The following is a 17511-nucleotide window of genomic DNA, read 5'->3' on the forward strand; positions in this document are numbered from 1 at the left end:
AGTTTTACTAACTATATGGTGAGTATTTTAGTCAGCATTCTTTGCTTAACAAGAGTTGATTTTTGGCAAAGAATCAGTCCTGGTAGCCGGGAAAAATCCTGGATCCGCGTGGCATAAGGCCTGGGTTAGCTGTCAACGGCTTCATACTTTTTTTTAATAGTATGACTGAGCGCGTAAATCTCAATCAAAGGCGCGGAACCCGTGATTATGGCAGAGACGAAACAGAGAAGATCGGCTAGCGGGGAAGAGGAAAAGAGGCTCGCCCTGTAGCGCGAGCCTCTGCTATCAGCGTGTTTCGTCTGCGGCATCAGCCTGAGCGTGGGTATGAATCATATAGTTCACGTCCACACCTGGCCCGAGACGGAATTTATTGGTCAGCGGATTATAGTGCAGGCCAATCATGTGACGTTCACGCAGCGTGGTTTCATCAACCCAGTCCAGCAGTTCCGCCGGGCGGATAAACTTTTTAGCGTCATGCGTACCGCGCGGCAGCATGCGCAGCACATATTCTGCGCCGAACACTGCCAGCAGCCAGGCTTTTGGATTCCGGTTGATGGTAGAAAAAAAGACTTCACCACCGGGTTTTACCAGGCGGGCGCAGGCCATAACAACCGAGCGCGGATCGGGTACGTGCTCCAGCATCTCCATGCAGGTCACCACGTCATACTGGCCGGCATGGCTGTCAGCGTGATCTTCCACTGTCTGCTGAATATAATTGACGCTGACGCCGTTCTCTTCCGCATGCAGACGCGCGACGGCCAGCGGTTCCGCGCCCATGTCCAGTCCGGTCACTTCCGCGCCTTCACGCGCCATACTCTCTGCCAGAATGCCACCGCCACAGCCGACATCGAGCACCTTTTTGCCAAACAGGCCATTGCTGTGCTGCGCAATCCAGCCCAGACGCAGCGGATTAATACGGTGCAGCGGCTTAAATTCGCCCTCTAAATCCCACCAGCGCGAAGCGACCGCTTCAAACTTGGCAATCTCACTGTGATCGACGTTCTGACGGCTTTCCTGCGGTTGTTCACTCATTGCATAACGACTCCTGGCAAAATATCTCCTGAGTATAAACGCTTAAACGCCAGGTGGCATCTCTCAGCGTGAACGAAAAGCGCCAGAAAACCCCGCTTTACGTTCACCGCACGTAAGCAATGTGATATACTTTCGCACCTTTAAAATCCGGGATTAAGTAGAGGGATAGCGGCTCCATGAGCGACCTTGCGAGAGAAATTACACCGGTCAATATCGAAGAAGAGCTGAAAAACTCCTACCTCGATTACGCCATGTCGGTCATTGTTGGCCGAGCCTTACCCGATGTCCGTGATGGCCTGAAGCCGGTGCATCGCCGCGTGCTTTACGCCATGAGCGAACTGGGTAACGACTGGAATAAAGCCTATAAGAAATCTGCCCGTGTGGTAGGTGACGTTATCGGTAAGTATCACCCGCACGGTGACTCTGCTGTATACGAAAGTATTGTCCGTATGGCCCAGCCGTTCTCCCTGCGCTATATGCTGGTTGATGGTCAGGGTAACTTCGGTTCCGTTGATGGCGACTCCGCTGCAGCGATGCGTTATACCGAAGTCCGTATGGCGAAGATCTCCTCTGAGCTTCTGGCCGATCTGGAAAAAGAGACGGTCGACTTTGTGCCAAACTACGATGGCACCGAGCAGATCCCGGAAGTGCTGCCAACCAAAATTCCTAACCTGCTGGTAAACGGCTCCTCTGGTATCGCCGTGGGAATGGCAACCAACATTCCACCGCATAACCTGACTGAAGTGATCAACGGCTGCCTCGCGTTTATCGATGATGAAAACATCAGCGTAGAAGGGCTGATGGAGCACATCACCGGGCCGGACTTCCCGACTGCAGCCTTTATCAATGGCCGTCGTGGTATCGAAGAGGCCTACCGCACCGGGCGCGGTAAGATCTACATCCGCGCGCGTGGCGAAATCGAAACTGATGCGAAAACCGGCCGCGAAACCATTATCGTCAATGAGATCCCTTATCAGGTCAACAAAGCGCGTCTGATTGAAAAAATTGCCGAGCTGGTTAAAGAGAAGCGCGTTGAAGGCATCAGCGGACTGCGCGACGAGTCCGACAAAGACGGTATGCGCATTGTCATTGAAGTTAAACGCGACGCCGTGGGTGAAGTGGTTCTGAACAACCTCTATTCGCTGACGCAGCTGCAGGTCTCTTTCGGCATCAACATGGTGGCACTGCACCAGGGTCAGCCGAAGATCATGGCGCTGAAAGAGATCATCGAAGCCTTTGTGCGCCACCGTCGCGAAGTGGTGACGCGTCGCACCATCTTTGAACTGCGCAAAGCGCGCGATCGTGCCCACATCCTTGAAGGTCTGGCGATTGCGCTGGCGAACATCGATCCGATTATCGAGCAGATCCGTCGCGCGCCAACGCCGGCAGAAGCGAAGGGTGCCCTGCTGGCGCAGGCATGGGATCTCGGCAACGTTGCCGCTATGCTGGAGCGTGCCGGTGATGATGCTGCACGTCCGGAGTGGCTGGAGCCTGAATTTGGTATTCGTGACGGCCGCTACTATCTTACCGAGCAGCAGGCTCAGGCGATTCTGGATCTGCGTCTGCAGAAACTGACCGGTCTTGAGCATGAGAAACTGCTTGATGAGTACAAAGAGCTGCTGGATCAGATTGCCGGCCTGATTCACATTCTGCAGAACGCTGACCGCCTGATGGAAGTGATCCGCGAAGAGCTGGAAGCGATGCGCGATCAGTTTGGCGATGCGCGCCGTACTGAGATCACCGCAAACAGCGCAGATATCAATATTGAAGATCTGATCAATCAGGAAGATGTGGTTGTTACCCTGTCGCATCAGGGTTACGTTAAGTATCAGCCGCTGTCAGATTATGAAGCGCAGCGCCGTGGTGGTAAGGGCAAATCAGCCGCACGTATCAAAGAAGAGGACTTCATTGATCGCCTGCTGGTCGCCAATACTCACGACACGATTCTCTGCTTCTCCAGCCGGGGCCGTCTCTACTGGATGAAGGTATATCAGCTGCCGGAAGCGAGCCGCGGCGCACGCGGGCGTCCTATCGTTAACCTGCTGCCGCTGGAAGCCAATGAGCGCATTACGGCTATTCTGCCGGTGCGTGAGTATACCGAAGGCTTCAATATCTTTATGGCAACAGCCAGCGGCACCGTGAAGAAAACTGCGCTGCAGGAGTTCAGTCGTCCACGCAGTGCCGGCATCATCGCCATTAACCTGCGTGAAGATGATGAGCTGATCGGCGTGGCGCTGACCAACGGCAATGATGAAGCGATGCTCTTCTCTGCCGCCGGTAAAGTGGTGCGCTTTGCTGAGAGTGCAGTGCGTGCCATGGGCCGTTCAGCCTCAGGCGTGCGCGGTATCAGGCTGGCAGAAAACGATAAAGTGGTGTCACTGATTGTGCCGCGTGAAGAGGGCGCGATCCTCACCGTTACGCAGAATGGTTACGGTAAGCGTACGGCTAACAGCGAGTATCCGACTAAATCGCGTGCCACTCAGGGTGTTATCTCGATCAAAGTCACCGATCGTAACGGACCGGTCATCGGTGCGGTACAGGTAGTGGACGGCGATCAGATTATGATGATCACCGACGCCGGCACGCTGGTACGTACCCGCGTATCAGAAGTCAGCGTGGTCGGCCGTAACACGCAGGGCGTGATCCTGATCCGCACCGCGGACGATGAGAACGTTGTTGGCCTGCAGCGTGTGGCGGAGCCGGTTGAAGAAGAGGAGCTGGATGCCATCGACGGCAGCGTGGCGGAAGGCGAAGAAGATATTGCGCCGGAAGTCGACAGCGATGACGAGGCACCGGACGCAGAAGACGACGCATAACTGTCTGATGCACCTTAGCAGCGGCAGGTCAGGGCAACCGACCTGCCGTTTTATTATCTGAGTTTTCGTCCTGCACCCTGCACCAACTGGCTTTTTCGCAGCGATAAAGCTAGTGTATGTGCACCTTTTTGGGTCCTGTTAACCGTTACCGCCAGTGAGCCTCTCTTGAAATATCTCGTCTCCTTTCGTACCACGCTTCGTATCTCGCGCTATCTTTTTCGGGCGCTGGCGCTGCTGCTCTGGTCGCTGGGTGCATTGCTGACCACCTTCTATATCATCAATGTGCTGCATGAAAAAGAGAATGGAATACGCCAGGAGTTCGCGGCGAATTACGGTAAAGCAGAGTGGTACGTCCGGCACTCGGCTGACGTCATGCGCGAACTAAAGTACATCACGGAAAACCGCCTTAGCAGCAGCGCTAACGGACTGGACATGCTCAACGGCCTGCCCGCCGGCAAAAGCACGCTGCCGCAGTTTACGCCGCTCTTTTCCGATGGTGACTGCACCTCAATGAGCAATACCTGGCGTAACTCGCTCGACTCGCTCAGCTATTTTATCAACTACTGGAAAAGCAATTTTGCTGCGGCTTATGAGCTGAATCGCGTATTTTTTATCGGCGGCGAGAGCCAGTGCCTGGCTGATTTCACCATTGGCAGCAGCAATCCGGTAGATCGTGAACGCAGCATGAAGGCGCTGCGTGAACATGTGCTGCACTATCGCAACAGTAATGAGGAAGATCGGCGCAATCCGATGTACTGGATCACCGACAGCGCGCAGCCCGGAAACGGCAACTTCTATATGGTCGTTCCGGTTTACGTCGCCAATAAACTGCAGGCGCTGCTGGGCGTTGAGCAGAATATCCGGCTGGATGAATTTATTCAGCCCGGCGGGCTGCCGCTGGTGGCGACCATCACCGATGAAAATTATCGCCCGCTGCTGAGCAGTCGCCGTAGCGGACCCGGTTATGCGCTGGACGATCTGCCGGATGAGAACACCTGGTTTGGCTACCTCGACAGCTATCGCCAGCTGGTGCTGAAAAAGCCGCTGCCGCCATCAGATCTGAATATAATCTGGTCTCTGCCCACCTCGGTGATGGTGGATCAGCTGCGGCTGCTGCTGCTTAACGCGCTGCTGCTCAACATTTTCAGTGCGATTCTGCTTTTCACCCTGGCGTGGATATTCGAGCGCCGCATGTTCCTGCCGGCGGAAGATAACGCACACCGGCTGGAAGAGCATGAGCAGTTTAACCGTAAAATTGTCGCATCGGCGCCGGTAGGGATCTGCATCCTGCGCACCAGCGATGGCACCAATATTCTGAGTAACGAACTGGCACACAACTACCTTACGCTGCTGACGCAGGAAGATCGCCAGCGGCTTAACGAAATCATCAGCGGCCAGCAGGTGAATTTTGTTGATGTGCTGACCGGCAGTAATACCAACCTGCAGATCAGCTTTGTGCACTCGCGCTACCGCAATGAAAATGTGGCCATCTGCGTGCTGGTTGATGTCTCCTCCCGCGTACGTATGGAGCAGTCGCTGCAGGAAATGGCACACGCCGCCGAACAGGCGAGCCAGTCGAAATCGATGTTCCTTGCAACCGTCAGCCATGAACTGCGCACGCCACTTTACGGCATCATCGGTAACCTCGATTTGCTGCAAACCAAAAGCCTGCCCAAAGGGGTGGAGTCACTGGTTACCGCGATGAATAACTCCTCCAGCCTGCTGCTGAAAATTATCAGCGACATTCTCGACTTCTCAAAGATAGAGTCAGAACAGCTGAAGATTGAGCCGCGCCCCTTCTCACCGCGTGAGGTCATTAACCATATCACCAGCAACTATTTATCGCTGGTAGTGCGCAAGCGCCTTACGCTCTATGTTTTCATGGAAAACAATGTGCCGCTGGCGCTGGATGGCGATCCGCTGCGGCTGCAGCAGGTGATCTCCAACCTGCTTAATAACGCCATTAAATTTACCCACACCGGCTGCATTATTCTGCACGCCTATGTCAAAGAGGGGTATCTCGCCTTTCGCGTGCGCGACACCGGAGTCGGCATTCCGGCCAGAGAGGTAACGCGACTGTTTGATCCTTTCTTCCAGGTAGGGTCCGGCGTCCAGCGCAACTTCCAGGGTACCGGGCTGGGACTCGCGATCTGTGAAAAGCTGATCAACATGATGGATGGCGATATCGAGGTCGATTCTGAACCGGGTATGGGCAGCCAGTTTATTGTGCGTATTCCGATCTACGCCGGCCAGCAGCCGGCACCGCCGCTGCTGGATGGCCTGCAGGAGAAAGCGATCTGGCTCGATCTGCGCAATGACTATCTCGCTGCGTTTCTGCTGCGTCTGCTGCAGCAACAGGGACTCAAAGCGGCGGCATGGCAGGGGCAGGCTGAAAGCGACGATGTGGTGATAAGCGATCACGATGATTCACTGATGCAGGCGGTGCGCGCGCGCATTCTGATCTGCGGTGAACATATCGACATGCCGCAGGAACGGTCGCCGGGCGTCTGGGTGCAGAGCAGCGCAACGCTGCACGATCTGCCGCTGCTGCTGGGGCGTATTTACCGCATCACGATTGACAGCGATACCACCACGCCACTGCCGCCGCCTGCAGCTGAAAATGCCAGCAGCAATGAAGATATTACTATTCTGATTGTGGATGATCATCCCATCAACCGTATGCTGCTGTCGGAGCAGCTCGGCACGCTGGGTTACCAGACCAAAACGGCGCAGGATGGCGTTGATGCGCTTAACGTGCTGAGCCGCAATCATATCGACATCGTGCTGAGCGACGTCAACATGCCGAACATGGATGGTTATCGCCTGACGCAGCGCCTGCGCCAGCTGGGGCATGTCTTCCCGGTAATTGGCGTCACTGCCAATGCGCTGGCGGAAGAGAAGCAGCGCTGTATGGATGCCGGTATGGATAACTGCCTGTCAAAACCGGTGACGCTGGATGAGCTGAAAGTCACTCTGGCACGCTATGCTGCGCGCGTGCGTACCGGGCGCCAGACATAATGTGTGCGGTTCAGTAACCGCATGCTGTTGTCAGGCCGGAGATCAGCGAAGAAGACGATAGCGGAAGAGGAGAGGGCGAGGCGTTGCGGTGTGGATCACCGGAGCGCACAGGAAGAATCGGACGGCCCGCAGGCCGCCCGCAAAGATTAATCTTTGTCGATCTGCGTGGCGCTGACCGAGGAGAGATAGTTCAGCAGCGCAATATCGTTATCCACACCCAGTTTCATCATGGCTGATTTCTTCTGGCTACTGATGGTTTTGATACTGCGGTTCAGCTTCTTGGCAATCTCAGTCACGAGGAAACCTTCAGCAAAGAGACGCAGTACTTCACTCTCTTTCGGCGACAGACGCTTGTCACCATAGCCGCCTGCGCTGATCTTCTCCAGCAGCTTAGCGACGCTTTCCGGCGTATATTTTTTGCCTTTCTGCAGCGCGGCCAGCGCTTTTGGCAGATCGGTCGGGGCGCCCTGTTTCAGCACAATCCCTTCGATATCGAGATCCAGCACGGCACTCAGGATCGCCGGATTGTTGTTCATGGTCAGAACAATGATCGAGAGATCGGGGTAGTGACGCTTGATGTACTTAATCAGGGTAATGCCGTCGCCATACTTCTCGCCAGGCATAGAGAGATCGGTGATCAGTACATTCGCGTCCAGCTTAGAAAGGCTGTTGATCAGTGCTGTAGAGTCTTCAAACTCACCTACTACGTTAACCCATTCAATCTGTTCCAGAGACTTACGGATACCAAACAGAACAATGGGATGGTCGTCGGCAATAATTACGTTCAGGTTATTCATCTTATTGGTTACCTTGCTGCAGCAGTTGATTGACATAGGCGTCAATTTCACTGGTGGTATTTTTAATGGTTAAATCGTCGCACATTTTAATATGCTGTTCTAACGCTTCACAAAGCTGTTTACCCGGCAGCAAATTGAGCATGGCAAAAACGCCTTTCAGGCGATGCGCTGTCTGAGCAAGAGAAGGATAGTCACTATCCGACGCTTCAGTATACAGCCTCCTGACATCAGGCGGTACTGTCTCGGTAAACAGCTGGAAATAGCCGCCGCTTAACAGCGGTGTGGCAGCCTCATTTTCTTCACTCTCCTCCATCAAATCACTGGCCAGCTGCTTCTCAATCAGGGCCAGCAGTGCGTCAAGCAGGGCGTTGCTGAGGTTATAGTTCACGCGATACTGCCTGTCGCTCAGGGCGTGGTGCCCCAGCTCATCGCCCGCCAGCAGTAACGCCCAGCCGCTGAGACGTTCAGGGTCGTCCGTGATCAGAACGTCATGCTCCTGACCAGAAAGTCGCTCATCTGAGGTCAGGCACTTCGCCCCCCAGTTCTCCAGATGGCGACAGACGATTTTCTGTACATCTTCAACTGCTATATCGACCAGGGCAGTCACGCCCTCCAGTAATTTTTCTTCCTGCTCATCCAGCAGCGGCTGCAGCGCGAGCGGCAGCTGAATGTTATAGCGCGTGCCGATATCGGGTTTAGCGATAATGTCTAACTGACCGCCCATCTGTTTGCAGAGCTGTTTACACAGGAAAAAGGCCATTCCGGAAGCCTGGCCGAAACGATCCTGTGACGTCTCACCAAGGTAGGGAAAATCGGCGTTCGTCAGTTCATCCGCGGTCAGCCCGGAGCCGGTGTCGACCAGCTGGAGCTGCAGTACATCGGGTTTATCCGCCGGCGTTTTAACCTCCAGCGTGATTTTGCCCCATTGCGTGGTGGTCAGCGCATAATGCATCAGGGTGGTCAGCACCTTACGCAGCGCGCGGCGATCGCCGCTGCGCATTTCATCATTCGCCAGCTGATTATTGACGACCAGCGTCAGGCCCTTGCGCCGCAGCAGCGGCAGGCTCTCCAGCGCGATTTCGTCCAGCAGATCCTGCAGATTAAATGCGCTCGCTTCCGGCGACCAGTCATGCGCTTCCAGCCGGTTCAGCAGCACAATGTCATCCACCAGGCGGGCCAGCCGCTGGCTCTCATCCAGCAGATCCAGCACGCTCTCATCGTCGCTACGCTGGCTGAGCTGGACCAGGCGCGTCACCATATCCTGCAGCGGGCGATTCAGGGCATGGCCGAGCTGCTGCATCAGCTGCTGACGCATCTGGTGATTGCGGTCCAGTACCTGCTGTGCTTTCTGCAGCTTCTTATTGACCAGCAGTTCGCGATCCTGATCGCGCATCATAAACAGCTGCGTATGCGGTGACAGCACGCTACGCGCATGGCGGATCTCATACACTTCATTATTGATAGTCGCCTGCAGCACGCCCTGATGCTGGTCAGACATATTAATAATCTTCTGCAGATTCAGGTGCGGCAGCAGGTGATCGGCAATCTTATTGCTAAGCAAAGTGCGGTTAGTGGCGAAATCGTACACCAGCAGCCCGACCGGCAGGCTGGCGACAATTTCTTCATTCAGCATACGCAACGAATCAAGCTCTGCGCTCTGATTCTCATTCGGGCGCAGCGCCTGCTGACGCAGCAGGGTCATGCCGGCAATCGACAGCAGAAAGAGCAGCAGATTGATCAGTAGCGGCCACATCAGGTTATGCAGCGTATCCAGCGCGAGGTTAAGCAGCGGTACGCGATAAACCAGCTGCAGCGGCGTACTGGGCAGCGAGGCGGCAATCTCCAGATCGGGGTTGACCAGGGTAACGCTGGTGGTGCCGTCGCTGCCATCATCAGTGCTGCTGCTCTGGGTAGCATCCTGACGCAGCTGAAAATTCTCCAGCGGCAGGTTCTGCGGCACCAGATCGTTAACCGGCAGATCAAACGCAACCACTGTCGCCAGGTGACCCGGCTGGTTAAAGGTCGTGCGCAGCGTAAAATAGTGATCGTTCTGCCAGGTGAAATGGCGCAGCGGCGAGAAGCTTTCGCGCTCATCAAGGGCGTTAGCCTGCTGCAGCATCTCAGCACGGCGGCTGTCGACCAGCGTATTCAGCGCGCTCTCTTTGTAGCGCGTCGCCATATCTTTCAGCGGCAGGGTAGAGATCATGATCAGGCTGTTATCCTGACCATTCAGAAAATACATCGACCACGCGGGGTTTTCTGCGCCCCATAAGGTATCGAGGTAGCCAGACATACGCATGGTCATATCCAGCGTACTGCCGTCATGCGAACCGAAGATCAGCGCTTCCGTTTTACGGCGCGTTTTTTCCAGATAGTAGACATCCGGGCGTAGCCGGGTCTCCTGCAGCGTGCTGTTGGGAGCAGAACCGGCAGCACTGGTAGCGAGGTTTTCGTAAATCTGCCAGGTGGCGAAGCGGTAAGCATCGATGCGCTTTTGCATATCACGCGCCAGATCGGTCATGGCATAGCGCTTCTCAGCGATCCAGGCGCTGACGCTGTTATGTACCATCGCACCCAGTGCCAGCAGCAGCACCAGGTTGAACACCACGACAAAGCGTGTAACGTTGCCGGAAGTCAGTGGAAATTTATAAAGCATAGTGAGTCTCAGGATCCTGCAATTAACGCGTAACCCGTCGTGCGCTGGCAGCGACAGCCAGCAGCATCAGAGCAATCAGCAGGAATGCACCGCTCAGTGTGAGCCACTGGGAAATAAAGCCGATCAACGCCGGGCCTGAGAGAATACCCGCATAGCCTAACGTTGTCATGGCCGATATCGCCAGATTAACAGGCATGGTCTGCTGGTTACCGGCGGCATTAAACAGCATCGGCACCGTATTCGCCAGTCCGAATCCTACCAGCAGAAATGCCAGCAGTGCCGCTTGCGGCCAGGGAACCAGCACGGCCAGCGTCATACCTGCACTGGCAGCCAGCGCGCCGGTAAGCATGACCCGATAGCGGCCAAAACGCTGAATGATTTTATCGCCGGTCAGCCGTCCAATCGTCATGGCAACCGAGAACACCGCATAGCCCAGCCCGGCATAGGCCACGCTGATGCCCGGACTCTGCAGCAGCAGCAGGGCGCTCCAGTCCAGCACGGCGCCTTCGGCGAGGAACAGAATAAAGCAGAGACAGCCGAGAAAAGCGACCCAGCCACGCGGGATCACCAGCCAGGGCTCATCGGCCTGACGCAGTCGCTCGCTCATTAACGTTGGCAGACTGCAGCAGAGCAGCACGGCAATCAGCACCATCATAATACTGATGGCCTGCAGCGGCGTCAGCCCGGCCCCCAGCAGCAGACTCACTGCGCCGGCGCCAATAATGCCGCCCAGGCTAAAAAAGCCGTGAAAGCCGGACATCATGGGTTTGCGTGCCGCTTTTTCAACGTGAACCGCCTGCACGTTCATGGCAACATCCAGCATGCCGAGTCCGGCGCCAAACAGCATCTGCGTCAACGCCATCAGCCAAAGCTGGTCCAGCGTGGCCAGCAGCGGCAACACGGCCAGAATCAGCAGCGCAGAGCAGGTCATGATTCGGCGGCAGCCAAAACGACCAATCAGCGTGCCGGTAACCGGCATCGCAGCCAGCGAACCGATGCCCAGACATAGCAGAAGCCCGCCGAGAGAGGCGCCACTCAGCTGCAGGCGCTGGCTGGCGTAAGGCACAAGCGGCGCCCAGGCAGACATACTCAACCCGGCGATAAGAAAAACAGTGCGCGTGCCGAAATTAACACGCTGATGCAGTTTGGCTGGCTGTGCGGCGTCCAGTGCAGTCATAGAAGTTATTTTGATCCGCTGTTAAAGCGTCGAAGTTTAGCATTAAAGCAGGGGGTGCAGCGGAATTAACGCGCAATTTGCCTTGCCTGCTGCTGCACAGGAATCGGACATCTTACCGACATTTAGCCAGGCCGGAATTTTTTCCAGATATTTCCTGGTACTGCCTGATAAACATTAAGTGACTTAACGCAAATTAAGTCGGTCAATTGATGACATATACTGATGCAATCAGCGGCAGGCGGTTAGCTGACTGTGGTTTTAGCCGGGTGCGCAATTCAGAACGCTTTTCCGGATTTTTGCCACCAGACAGCAGTCAGAAAAACGCGCTAAGATAAGGCAGGTCACCGCTAAAGGTGCCGCTTATAGCAAGATCGTCACGCGTGCCAGCCCGACCGGGAGCACGCATTTAACGTCATACCTTTAACCTTGTTACCCGCGGGTAACCCGTTTCCATCAGGCGAAACGGGCCATACTGTTATGGCCTGTATGGCGCACCACTCTGCCTGAAACATTAATACAGGTAATCACTGGTGCAATACGTACTCTGTAACGAGGTTACCTATGTTTTCAGATCAATCCACTCTATCGTTCGCGTCGTTATTTACCTCTGGCACTGAGGGTGCCAGCCCGGTTATGGCCAGTCAGCAGCGTCGTGCCGATACCACGCCGCCGACCGCACTGCACCCCTATGAGCCGCTGGCGCAGGATGGCGTTATCGCAGCCTGGGAGAGCAGCCGCGCCATCCACCTGCGCGGTCGCGCAGAACAGGAACCGGGCGCAATGGTAACAATCAGCTTCAACGGTGAAAGCTGGCACAGCACGGTCAATCACTGGGGTTACTGGAATGCGACTATGCCCCCCTCAGTATTACAGGGATTAGCGGATGGCAACTACAGTCTGACGCTGACCATCACTGATAAAGCGGGTAACAGCACCGCGACCGAAGTGGGGTTTGGCGTTTACGTAGATAAAACTCTCAGGCCGGAGATCAGCGTACATCCCGTGAGCGGTGATAACGCCATTAGCGTAGCGGAGGGCATTTATGGCGTGGAGATCAGCGGGCAGGTCACCCATATGCCGCTTAACAGCCATGTCACTCTGACGCTGGGAAACAAAAGCACCACTGCCCTCGTCGATGAGCACGGCGCATGGCAGGCGACGTTTACGCCGCAGGATCTGCAGGCACTGTCGGATGGGATATATCAGCTGCAGGTCAGCGCCCGCGATCCCAATGGCAAAACCAGTACGGTACAGCATGAGCTGACGCTGGTAACACACCCGGAAAGCCTGCCACACATCAGCTTCGACAGCGTTACCGCTGACAACGTCATTAATTTTGCCGAGAGCCAGCAGGACCTGACGCTGAGCGGTACGCTCTCAGCACTGGCTCCGGGCCAGAAGCTGGAGCTCTGCGTCGGAGAGACAGTCTTTCATGCGGCTATCGATGCGCAGGGTCACTGGCAGGCGATCATTCCTGCCAGCGAGGTCAGCAGCTTTATTTCGACCGGCGAAGTGCGCGTTTATGCGCTTGACGCCGCCGGCAACAGCACCGACAGCACGCTGACGCTTAACGTCGTGACGCAGTTGCCCGACATTTACTGCGAAATGAATATTGGCGGCGATACCATTCTGAACGCGCAGGAAGCGCAGCATACGCTGAGTTTTTATCTTGAGGGCGTAAATCAGCTGACGCTGAATGGCAAGGCGTACACGCCAGTCGATGGCATGGTCACGCTCAGCGTGGCCGATCTGCAGGCGCTGCCGGATGGGCCTGTCAGCGCTATCGCTGAGCGCTGGGACAGCTACGGTAATCACGATAGCCAGACCCTCAGCGATCTGTTCACCGTGGCGATTCATCAGCTGCCGTCGCTGACGCTGCAGCAGCCGTTTGGCGATGGCGTTATTGCGCATGATGAGGTGGATCACTGGCATCTTATCCAGGGCAGTTCTCTTCATCTGGCACAGGGAAGTCTGGTCACCGTGACGCTGGGCGATCAGCACTACAGTGCCGCGGTAGAGGAGAGCGGAGAGTGGTCGCTGACCATTCTGGCGGGCCAGCTGGCGACGCTGGAGCCGGGCAGCTATCAGATGAGCGTCAGTGCCCAGGACAAGGCCGGCAATCTGGCCAGCGCCGTCCAGACGGTCACGGTAAATGGCGATGCCGGGAGCAGCGATTTCAGCGCAACGGCTATTGATACCCTGCTGGCGCACTATGGTGCCGGAGACGCCATACCCGGGGCCACGGCGATGGTCAGCCAGCCTGATCACCATTACGGCAGCAGCGACACTGCCTGGACGCTGGCCGATCATCTGCAGCAGCAACCGGTAGCGGCACTGGTATAAGTTACCTGCGGCACAGGCAGGCCATCATTCTTTTTTATAAGGCGACTCAGGGATGCGTTCACCCTCGCATACACGCGACGAAGCGATTGCTGCGCTGGACCGGGCTGCGGCCGTGCTGGGGATCGCCACCGATCGCCGTCGCCTGCAGCTTCAGTGGCTGGCAGCAGCATCGCCGCAGGCGCAGCTGACCGACCTGGCGCAGCGCATGGGGCTGGTGCTGCAATTTGTCAGCGCACGCAAACTGCGCTGGCGTCAGGCCGTGATGCCGCTGCTGCTGCGCCTGAATGACGGCACGCTGGCGCTGGCAGAGTCGGCAGATGAGGAGGGCAGGGTGCAGTACTGGCTGAGTGCGGGCGGCGACGGTGTGCGCTCAGCCCCACTGAGCGACCTGCTGGCACAGGCGCAGCCGGAAGTGGGCGTGATTACGCTGGCGGCCCGCGCACGGGATGTGCGGATGGATACGTTTGTGCGTCCCTGGCAGCCACACTGGTTCTGGCAGCATTTTCGGCCCATGAAACGGCGTCTGGCTGAAATCAGTCTCGCCTCGCTGGTCAGCAATCTGCTGGCGCTGGCGGGCATCCTGTTCTCAATGCAGGTGTACGACAGAGTCATACCGGCCCGCTCCCAACCCACGCTATGGGTGCTGTTCAGCGGGGTGCTGCTTGCTGCGTTGATGGAATATCTGATTCGGCTGGCGCGTACCCGGGTTGCTGACGGGATGGGCAAGCGGATCGATCTGGCCCTCTCGGCGCAGCTTTTTGCCCGCGCGCTGCGCATTCGCAACGAGGCGCGGCCGCGCTCAACCGGCGCTTTTATTGCGCAGCTGCGTGAGGTCGAGCAGGTACGCGAGTTACTGACGTCTACCACGGTCAGCGCTGCGGCAGATATCCCCTTTGTCGTGCTGTTTCTGTTTATTTTGTCAGCGATTGGCGGCTGGCTGGTGCTGGTGCCGCTGCTGGCGATCCCGCTGATTGTGATCCCGGGTTTGCTGGTACAGATCCCGATGGCGCAGCTGGCGAAGCAGGGCCAGCGTGAAAGTGCTCTGCGGCAGGCGCTGCTGGTGGAGACGCTGGAGGGGGTGGAGGATATCAAGGCGCTGCAGGCGGAGGCCTGGTTCCAGCGGCAGTGGGAACAGACGCATGAGGTCAGTGCGACGCTCGCCAGTCAGCAGCGGCTGTGGGGCGCGCGCCTCACCGGCTGGGCGGGCAGCGTGCAGCAGCTGACCTATGCGGGAATGCTGGTTGCCGGGGTGTATCTGATCCTGAACAACCAGATCACTACCGGTACGCTGGTGGCCAGCAGCCTGCTCTCCGCGCGTACGCTCGCTCCCCTGATGCAGCTGACGCTGGTATTTTCGCGCTGGCAGCATGCGCGCAGCGCCATGACCGGACTCAACGAGCTGCTTAAAAAGCCGGTTGACCAGCCACAGAACGGCATGCCGGCTTATGCGCCGGTGCTTAGCGGACACTATCAGCTGCAGCAGGTACGCTATCACTATGATGAAAACAGCCTGCGGACGATTGCTATCGATAGCCTGACAATCCGCCCCGGCGAGCGTATAGCGATTCTCGGCGGGGTGGGGGCAGGGAAATCGACCCTGCTGAAAATCCTGGCGGGGCAGGCGATGCCCGTCAGCGGGCGCATTATGATTGACGGCGTCAGCATGCAGCAGCTCGATCCGGCAGATTTGCGGCGGCAGCTCGGCTGGCTGTCGCAGGAGGCGCGCCTGTTTTTCGGCACCCTGCGGCAGAACCTGCTGCTTGGTAACCCGCACGCCACCGAGCAGGAGATGCTGCAGGCGCTGCGCATAAGCGGGGCGTTATCGCTGCTGCAGCAGGATGCCGCCGCGCTTGATCGTCTCATTCATGAAGGCGGACGCGGGCTCTCTGGCGGTCAGCGGCAGATGATTCTGTTCAGCAGGATGCTGTTGCGTCAGCCGCAGATTGTACTGCTGGATGAGCCTACGGCGGCGCTGGATGAACCCCTGGAGGCGCAGGTGATCCGTCAGCTGGCGCAGTGGCTGCCGGGGCGTACACTGGTGCTGGTCACGCATCGTCCGGCGCTGCTGGGGCTGGTTGATCGGATTATCGTCATGAAGAACGGCGAAATCGTGGCTGATGGCCCGCGCGATGCCATTCTGCAGCGCAGTACTCCGCAGCCGGAGGTGGCAGATGAACACGGATAACGAGGCGGCGGCGTCGCGCATTATCTGGCTCTGCGCGCTTACGCTGCTGCTGCTGCTGATCTGGGCGCACGTGGCCGTGCTGGATGAGGTCACAACAGGCAGCGGCAAAGTCACGCCCTCCAGCCGGGCACAGATTATCAACAATCTGGATGGCGGGATCCTCAAACAGCTCAGCGTGCGCGAGGGCGATATTGTTCGTAAGGGTGAGCTGCTGGCCACGCTCGATCCCGCCCGCTACCAGTCCAGCTATGGCGAAGCCAGCGCCAGAGTACGGACACTGCGGGCAACGGCAGAGCGGCTGGATGCCGAGCTCAGCGATCGACCCCTGCAGTTCAGCACGGATATTCGCCGCTACCCGCAGCTGGTTGCGCGTGAAAGCCAGCTCTATCAGTCGCGCCGGCAAAATCTGGCGATAACGCTGCAGAATCTTCAGCAGTCGCTGACGCTGGTACAGGCAGAACTCAACCTGACTGAGCCGCTGGTGGCCCGCGGCGCGGCGGGGAAAGTCGAAGCGATCCGGCTGCGGCGCCAGGTCAGCGATCTGCAGGGAAAAATCGATGAGGTGCGTAACGACTACGCGGTGCGGACGCACGAAGAACAGGTCAAAAACAGCGCAGAGCTGGATGCGCAGCTGCAGGTTGCCGCAGGCAGAGAAGATCAGCTGACGCGTACTGCACTGCTTTCGCCGGTTTATGGCATCGTTAAAGCGATAGCGATTACCACGCCGGGCGGTGTGGTCGAGCCAGGCGGCAAACTGATGGAGATCGTCCCGCTGGAAGATCGGCTGCTGATCGAGACGCGCGTTGCGCCACGGGATATCGCCTGGATCCGTGCCGGATTGCCTGCAACGGTGAAAATCACTGCGTATGATACCGCTATTTATGGCGATCTGCCGGGCATCGTTGAGAGCGTATCACCGGATACGCTGGAGGGGAGCGACCCGCGCGAGCCACCCTATTTTCGGGTCTATGTGCGAACGCAGACGGCAACGCTGACCACCCGGCGCGGACAGCACTTTCCTGTGCTGCCGGGTATGCTGGCAGATGTAGAGATAAAAACCGGGCAAAAATCGGTGCTGGATTATCTGCTTAAGCCGCTGAATAAAGCGACTGAAGCGCTGCGTGAGCGCTGATTGCGTTATTATACTGGCGGGAAAACAGAGCAGATAAAAAAATGCCGGACAAATATGTCCGGCGGGAATCAGGGTAAAACACTCATTCGGGGTGAATGAAGATAATAATAAAATAAATGATGATAGCGTTGATAATTGTAGAGGCTGACGGCAACAAAGTTTTATCATTCAGTGCGGCATTAAATTAACGCATTGTGTTGAATTAAAAGAAATTTAATTACGTTTGTTTATTTGTGCTTTATTTTTTATCAATGCGTGCTGATTATTAGTTCCGCGATATTTACATGTGGCAATAAATTTGTAATCAACTGAAACACTTTCGGAAATTTAGTATCATTTTCCTGATAGATTATTG

General features: G+C 56.7%; 9 protein-coding genes. 5 read left to right on the forward strand and 4 right to left on the reverse strand.

The window, feature by feature from the left end; translation table 11 throughout:
• Positions 1-285: 285 nt before the first annotated feature.
• Positions 286-1032: a bifunctional 2-polyprenyl-6-hydroxyphenol methylase/3-demethylubiquinol 3-O-methyltransferase UbiG gene (gene ubiG / locus B3041_RS14780; protein WP_065648846.1), complete on the reverse strand. Its 747-nt coding sequence runs from the start codon at positions 1030-1032 to the stop codon at positions 286-288.
• A gap of 176 nt (positions 1033-1208) precedes the next feature.
• Here ubiG and gyrA point away from each other — a divergent pair, with 176 nt between their 5' ends.
• Both gyrA and rcsC read left to right on the forward strand, forming a co-directional pair.
• Positions 1209-3848 (forward strand): DNA topoisomerase (ATP-hydrolyzing) subunit A, encoded by a 2640-nt coding sequence (gyrA, locus tag B3041_RS14785; RefSeq protein WP_065648847.1) that lies wholly within the window; start codon positions 1209-1211, stop codon positions 3846-3848.
• A 165-nt stretch (positions 3849-4013) separates the two neighbouring features.
• Complete coding sequence (gene rcsC, locus B3041_RS14790) at positions 4014-6866, forward strand: two-component system sensor histidine kinase RcsC (RefSeq protein ID WP_292976319.1); 2853 nt, start codon at positions 4014-4016, stop codon at positions 6864-6866.
• 146 nt (positions 6867-7012) lie between these two features.
• Here the strand turns inward: rcsC and rcsB are convergent, their stop codons facing one another.
• Genes rcsB through B3041_RS14805 form a run of 3 tightly spaced genes read right to left on the reverse strand, consistent with a single transcriptional unit; the run spans position 7013 to position 11496 of the window.
• Complete coding sequence (gene rcsB / locus B3041_RS14795; protein WP_033750421.1) at positions 7013-7663, reverse strand: response regulator transcription factor RcsB; 651 nt, start codon at positions 7661-7663, stop codon at positions 7013-7015.
• Position 7664: 1 nt separating this feature from the next.
• Entirely contained in the window at positions 7665-10319 is a 2655-nt protein-coding gene (gene rcsD / locus B3041_RS14800) for a phosphotransferase RcsD (RefSeq protein ID WP_065648849.1), read from the reverse strand.
• 22 nt (positions 10320-10341) lie between these two features.
• On the reverse strand, positions 10342-11496 hold the full coding sequence (locus B3041_RS14805) for an MFS transporter (RefSeq protein ID WP_292976331.1): 1155 nt from the start codon (positions 11494-11496) through the stop codon (positions 10342-10344).
• 633 nt (positions 11497-12129) lie between these two features.
• Between B3041_RS14805 and B3041_RS14810 the strand changes: the two genes are divergently transcribed.
• Genes B3041_RS14810 through B3041_RS14820 form a run of 3 tightly spaced genes read left to right on the forward strand, consistent with a single transcriptional unit; the run spans position 12130 to position 17156 of the window.
• The gene (locus tag B3041_RS14810; RefSeq protein WP_292976334.1) at positions 12130-13839 is read left to right on the forward strand and encodes an Ig-like domain-containing protein; all 1710 of its coding nucleotides are present in this window, start codon (positions 12130-12132) and stop codon (positions 13837-13839) included.
• Positions 13840-13891: 52 nt separating this feature from the next.
• The gene (locus B3041_RS14815) at positions 13892-16024 is read left to right on the forward strand and encodes a type I secretion system permease/ATPase (RefSeq protein ID WP_292976337.1); all 2133 of its coding nucleotides are present in this window, start codon (positions 13892-13894) and stop codon (positions 16022-16024) included.
• Positions 16011-17156 carry an HlyD family efflux transporter periplasmic adaptor subunit gene (locus B3041_RS14820; protein ID WP_065648852.1) on the forward strand — a complete coding sequence of 382 codons (1146 nt, stop codon included), beginning with the start codon at positions 16011-16013 and terminating at the stop codon, positions 17154-17156. The genes B3041_RS14815 and B3041_RS14820 overlap by 14 nt, the downstream gene beginning before the upstream one ends.
• Positions 17157-17511 lie beyond the last annotated feature (355 nt).

The organism is Pantoea sp. UBA4549 (assembly GCF_002387285.1).
GTDB classification, from domain to species: domain Bacteria; phylum Pseudomonadota; class Gammaproteobacteria; order Enterobacterales; family Enterobacteriaceae; genus Pantoea; species Pantoea borealis.

Coding starts and splice junctions, on each gene's coding strand:
- ubiG (WP_065648846.1), bottom strand. CDS start 1,032: ATGAGTGAACAACCGCAGGAAAGCCGTCAGAACGTCGATCACAGTGAG.
- gyrA (WP_065648847.1), top strand. CDS start 1,209: ATGAGCGACCTTGCGAGAGAAATTACACCGGTCAATATCGAAGAAGAG.
- rcsB (WP_033750421.1), bottom strand. CDS start 7,663: ATGAATAACCTGAACGTAATTATTGCCGACGACCATCCCATTGTTCTG.
- rcsD (WP_065648849.1), bottom strand. CDS start 10,319: ATGCTTTATAAATTTCCACTGACTTCCGGCAACGTTACACGCTTTGTC.
- B3041_RS14805 (WP_292976331.1), bottom strand. CDS start 11,496: ATGACTGCACTGGACGCCGCACAGCCAGCCAAACTGCATCAGCGTGTT.
- B3041_RS14810 (WP_292976334.1), top strand. CDS start 12,130: ATGGCCAGTCAGCAGCGTCGTGCCGATACCACGCCGCCGACCGCACTG.
- B3041_RS14815 (WP_292976337.1), top strand. CDS start 13,892: ATGCGTTCACCCTCGCATACACGCGACGAAGCGATTGCTGCGCTGGAC.
- B3041_RS14820 (WP_065648852.1), top strand. CDS start 16,011: ATGAACACGGATAACGAGGCGGCGGCGTCGCGCATTATCTGGCTCTGC.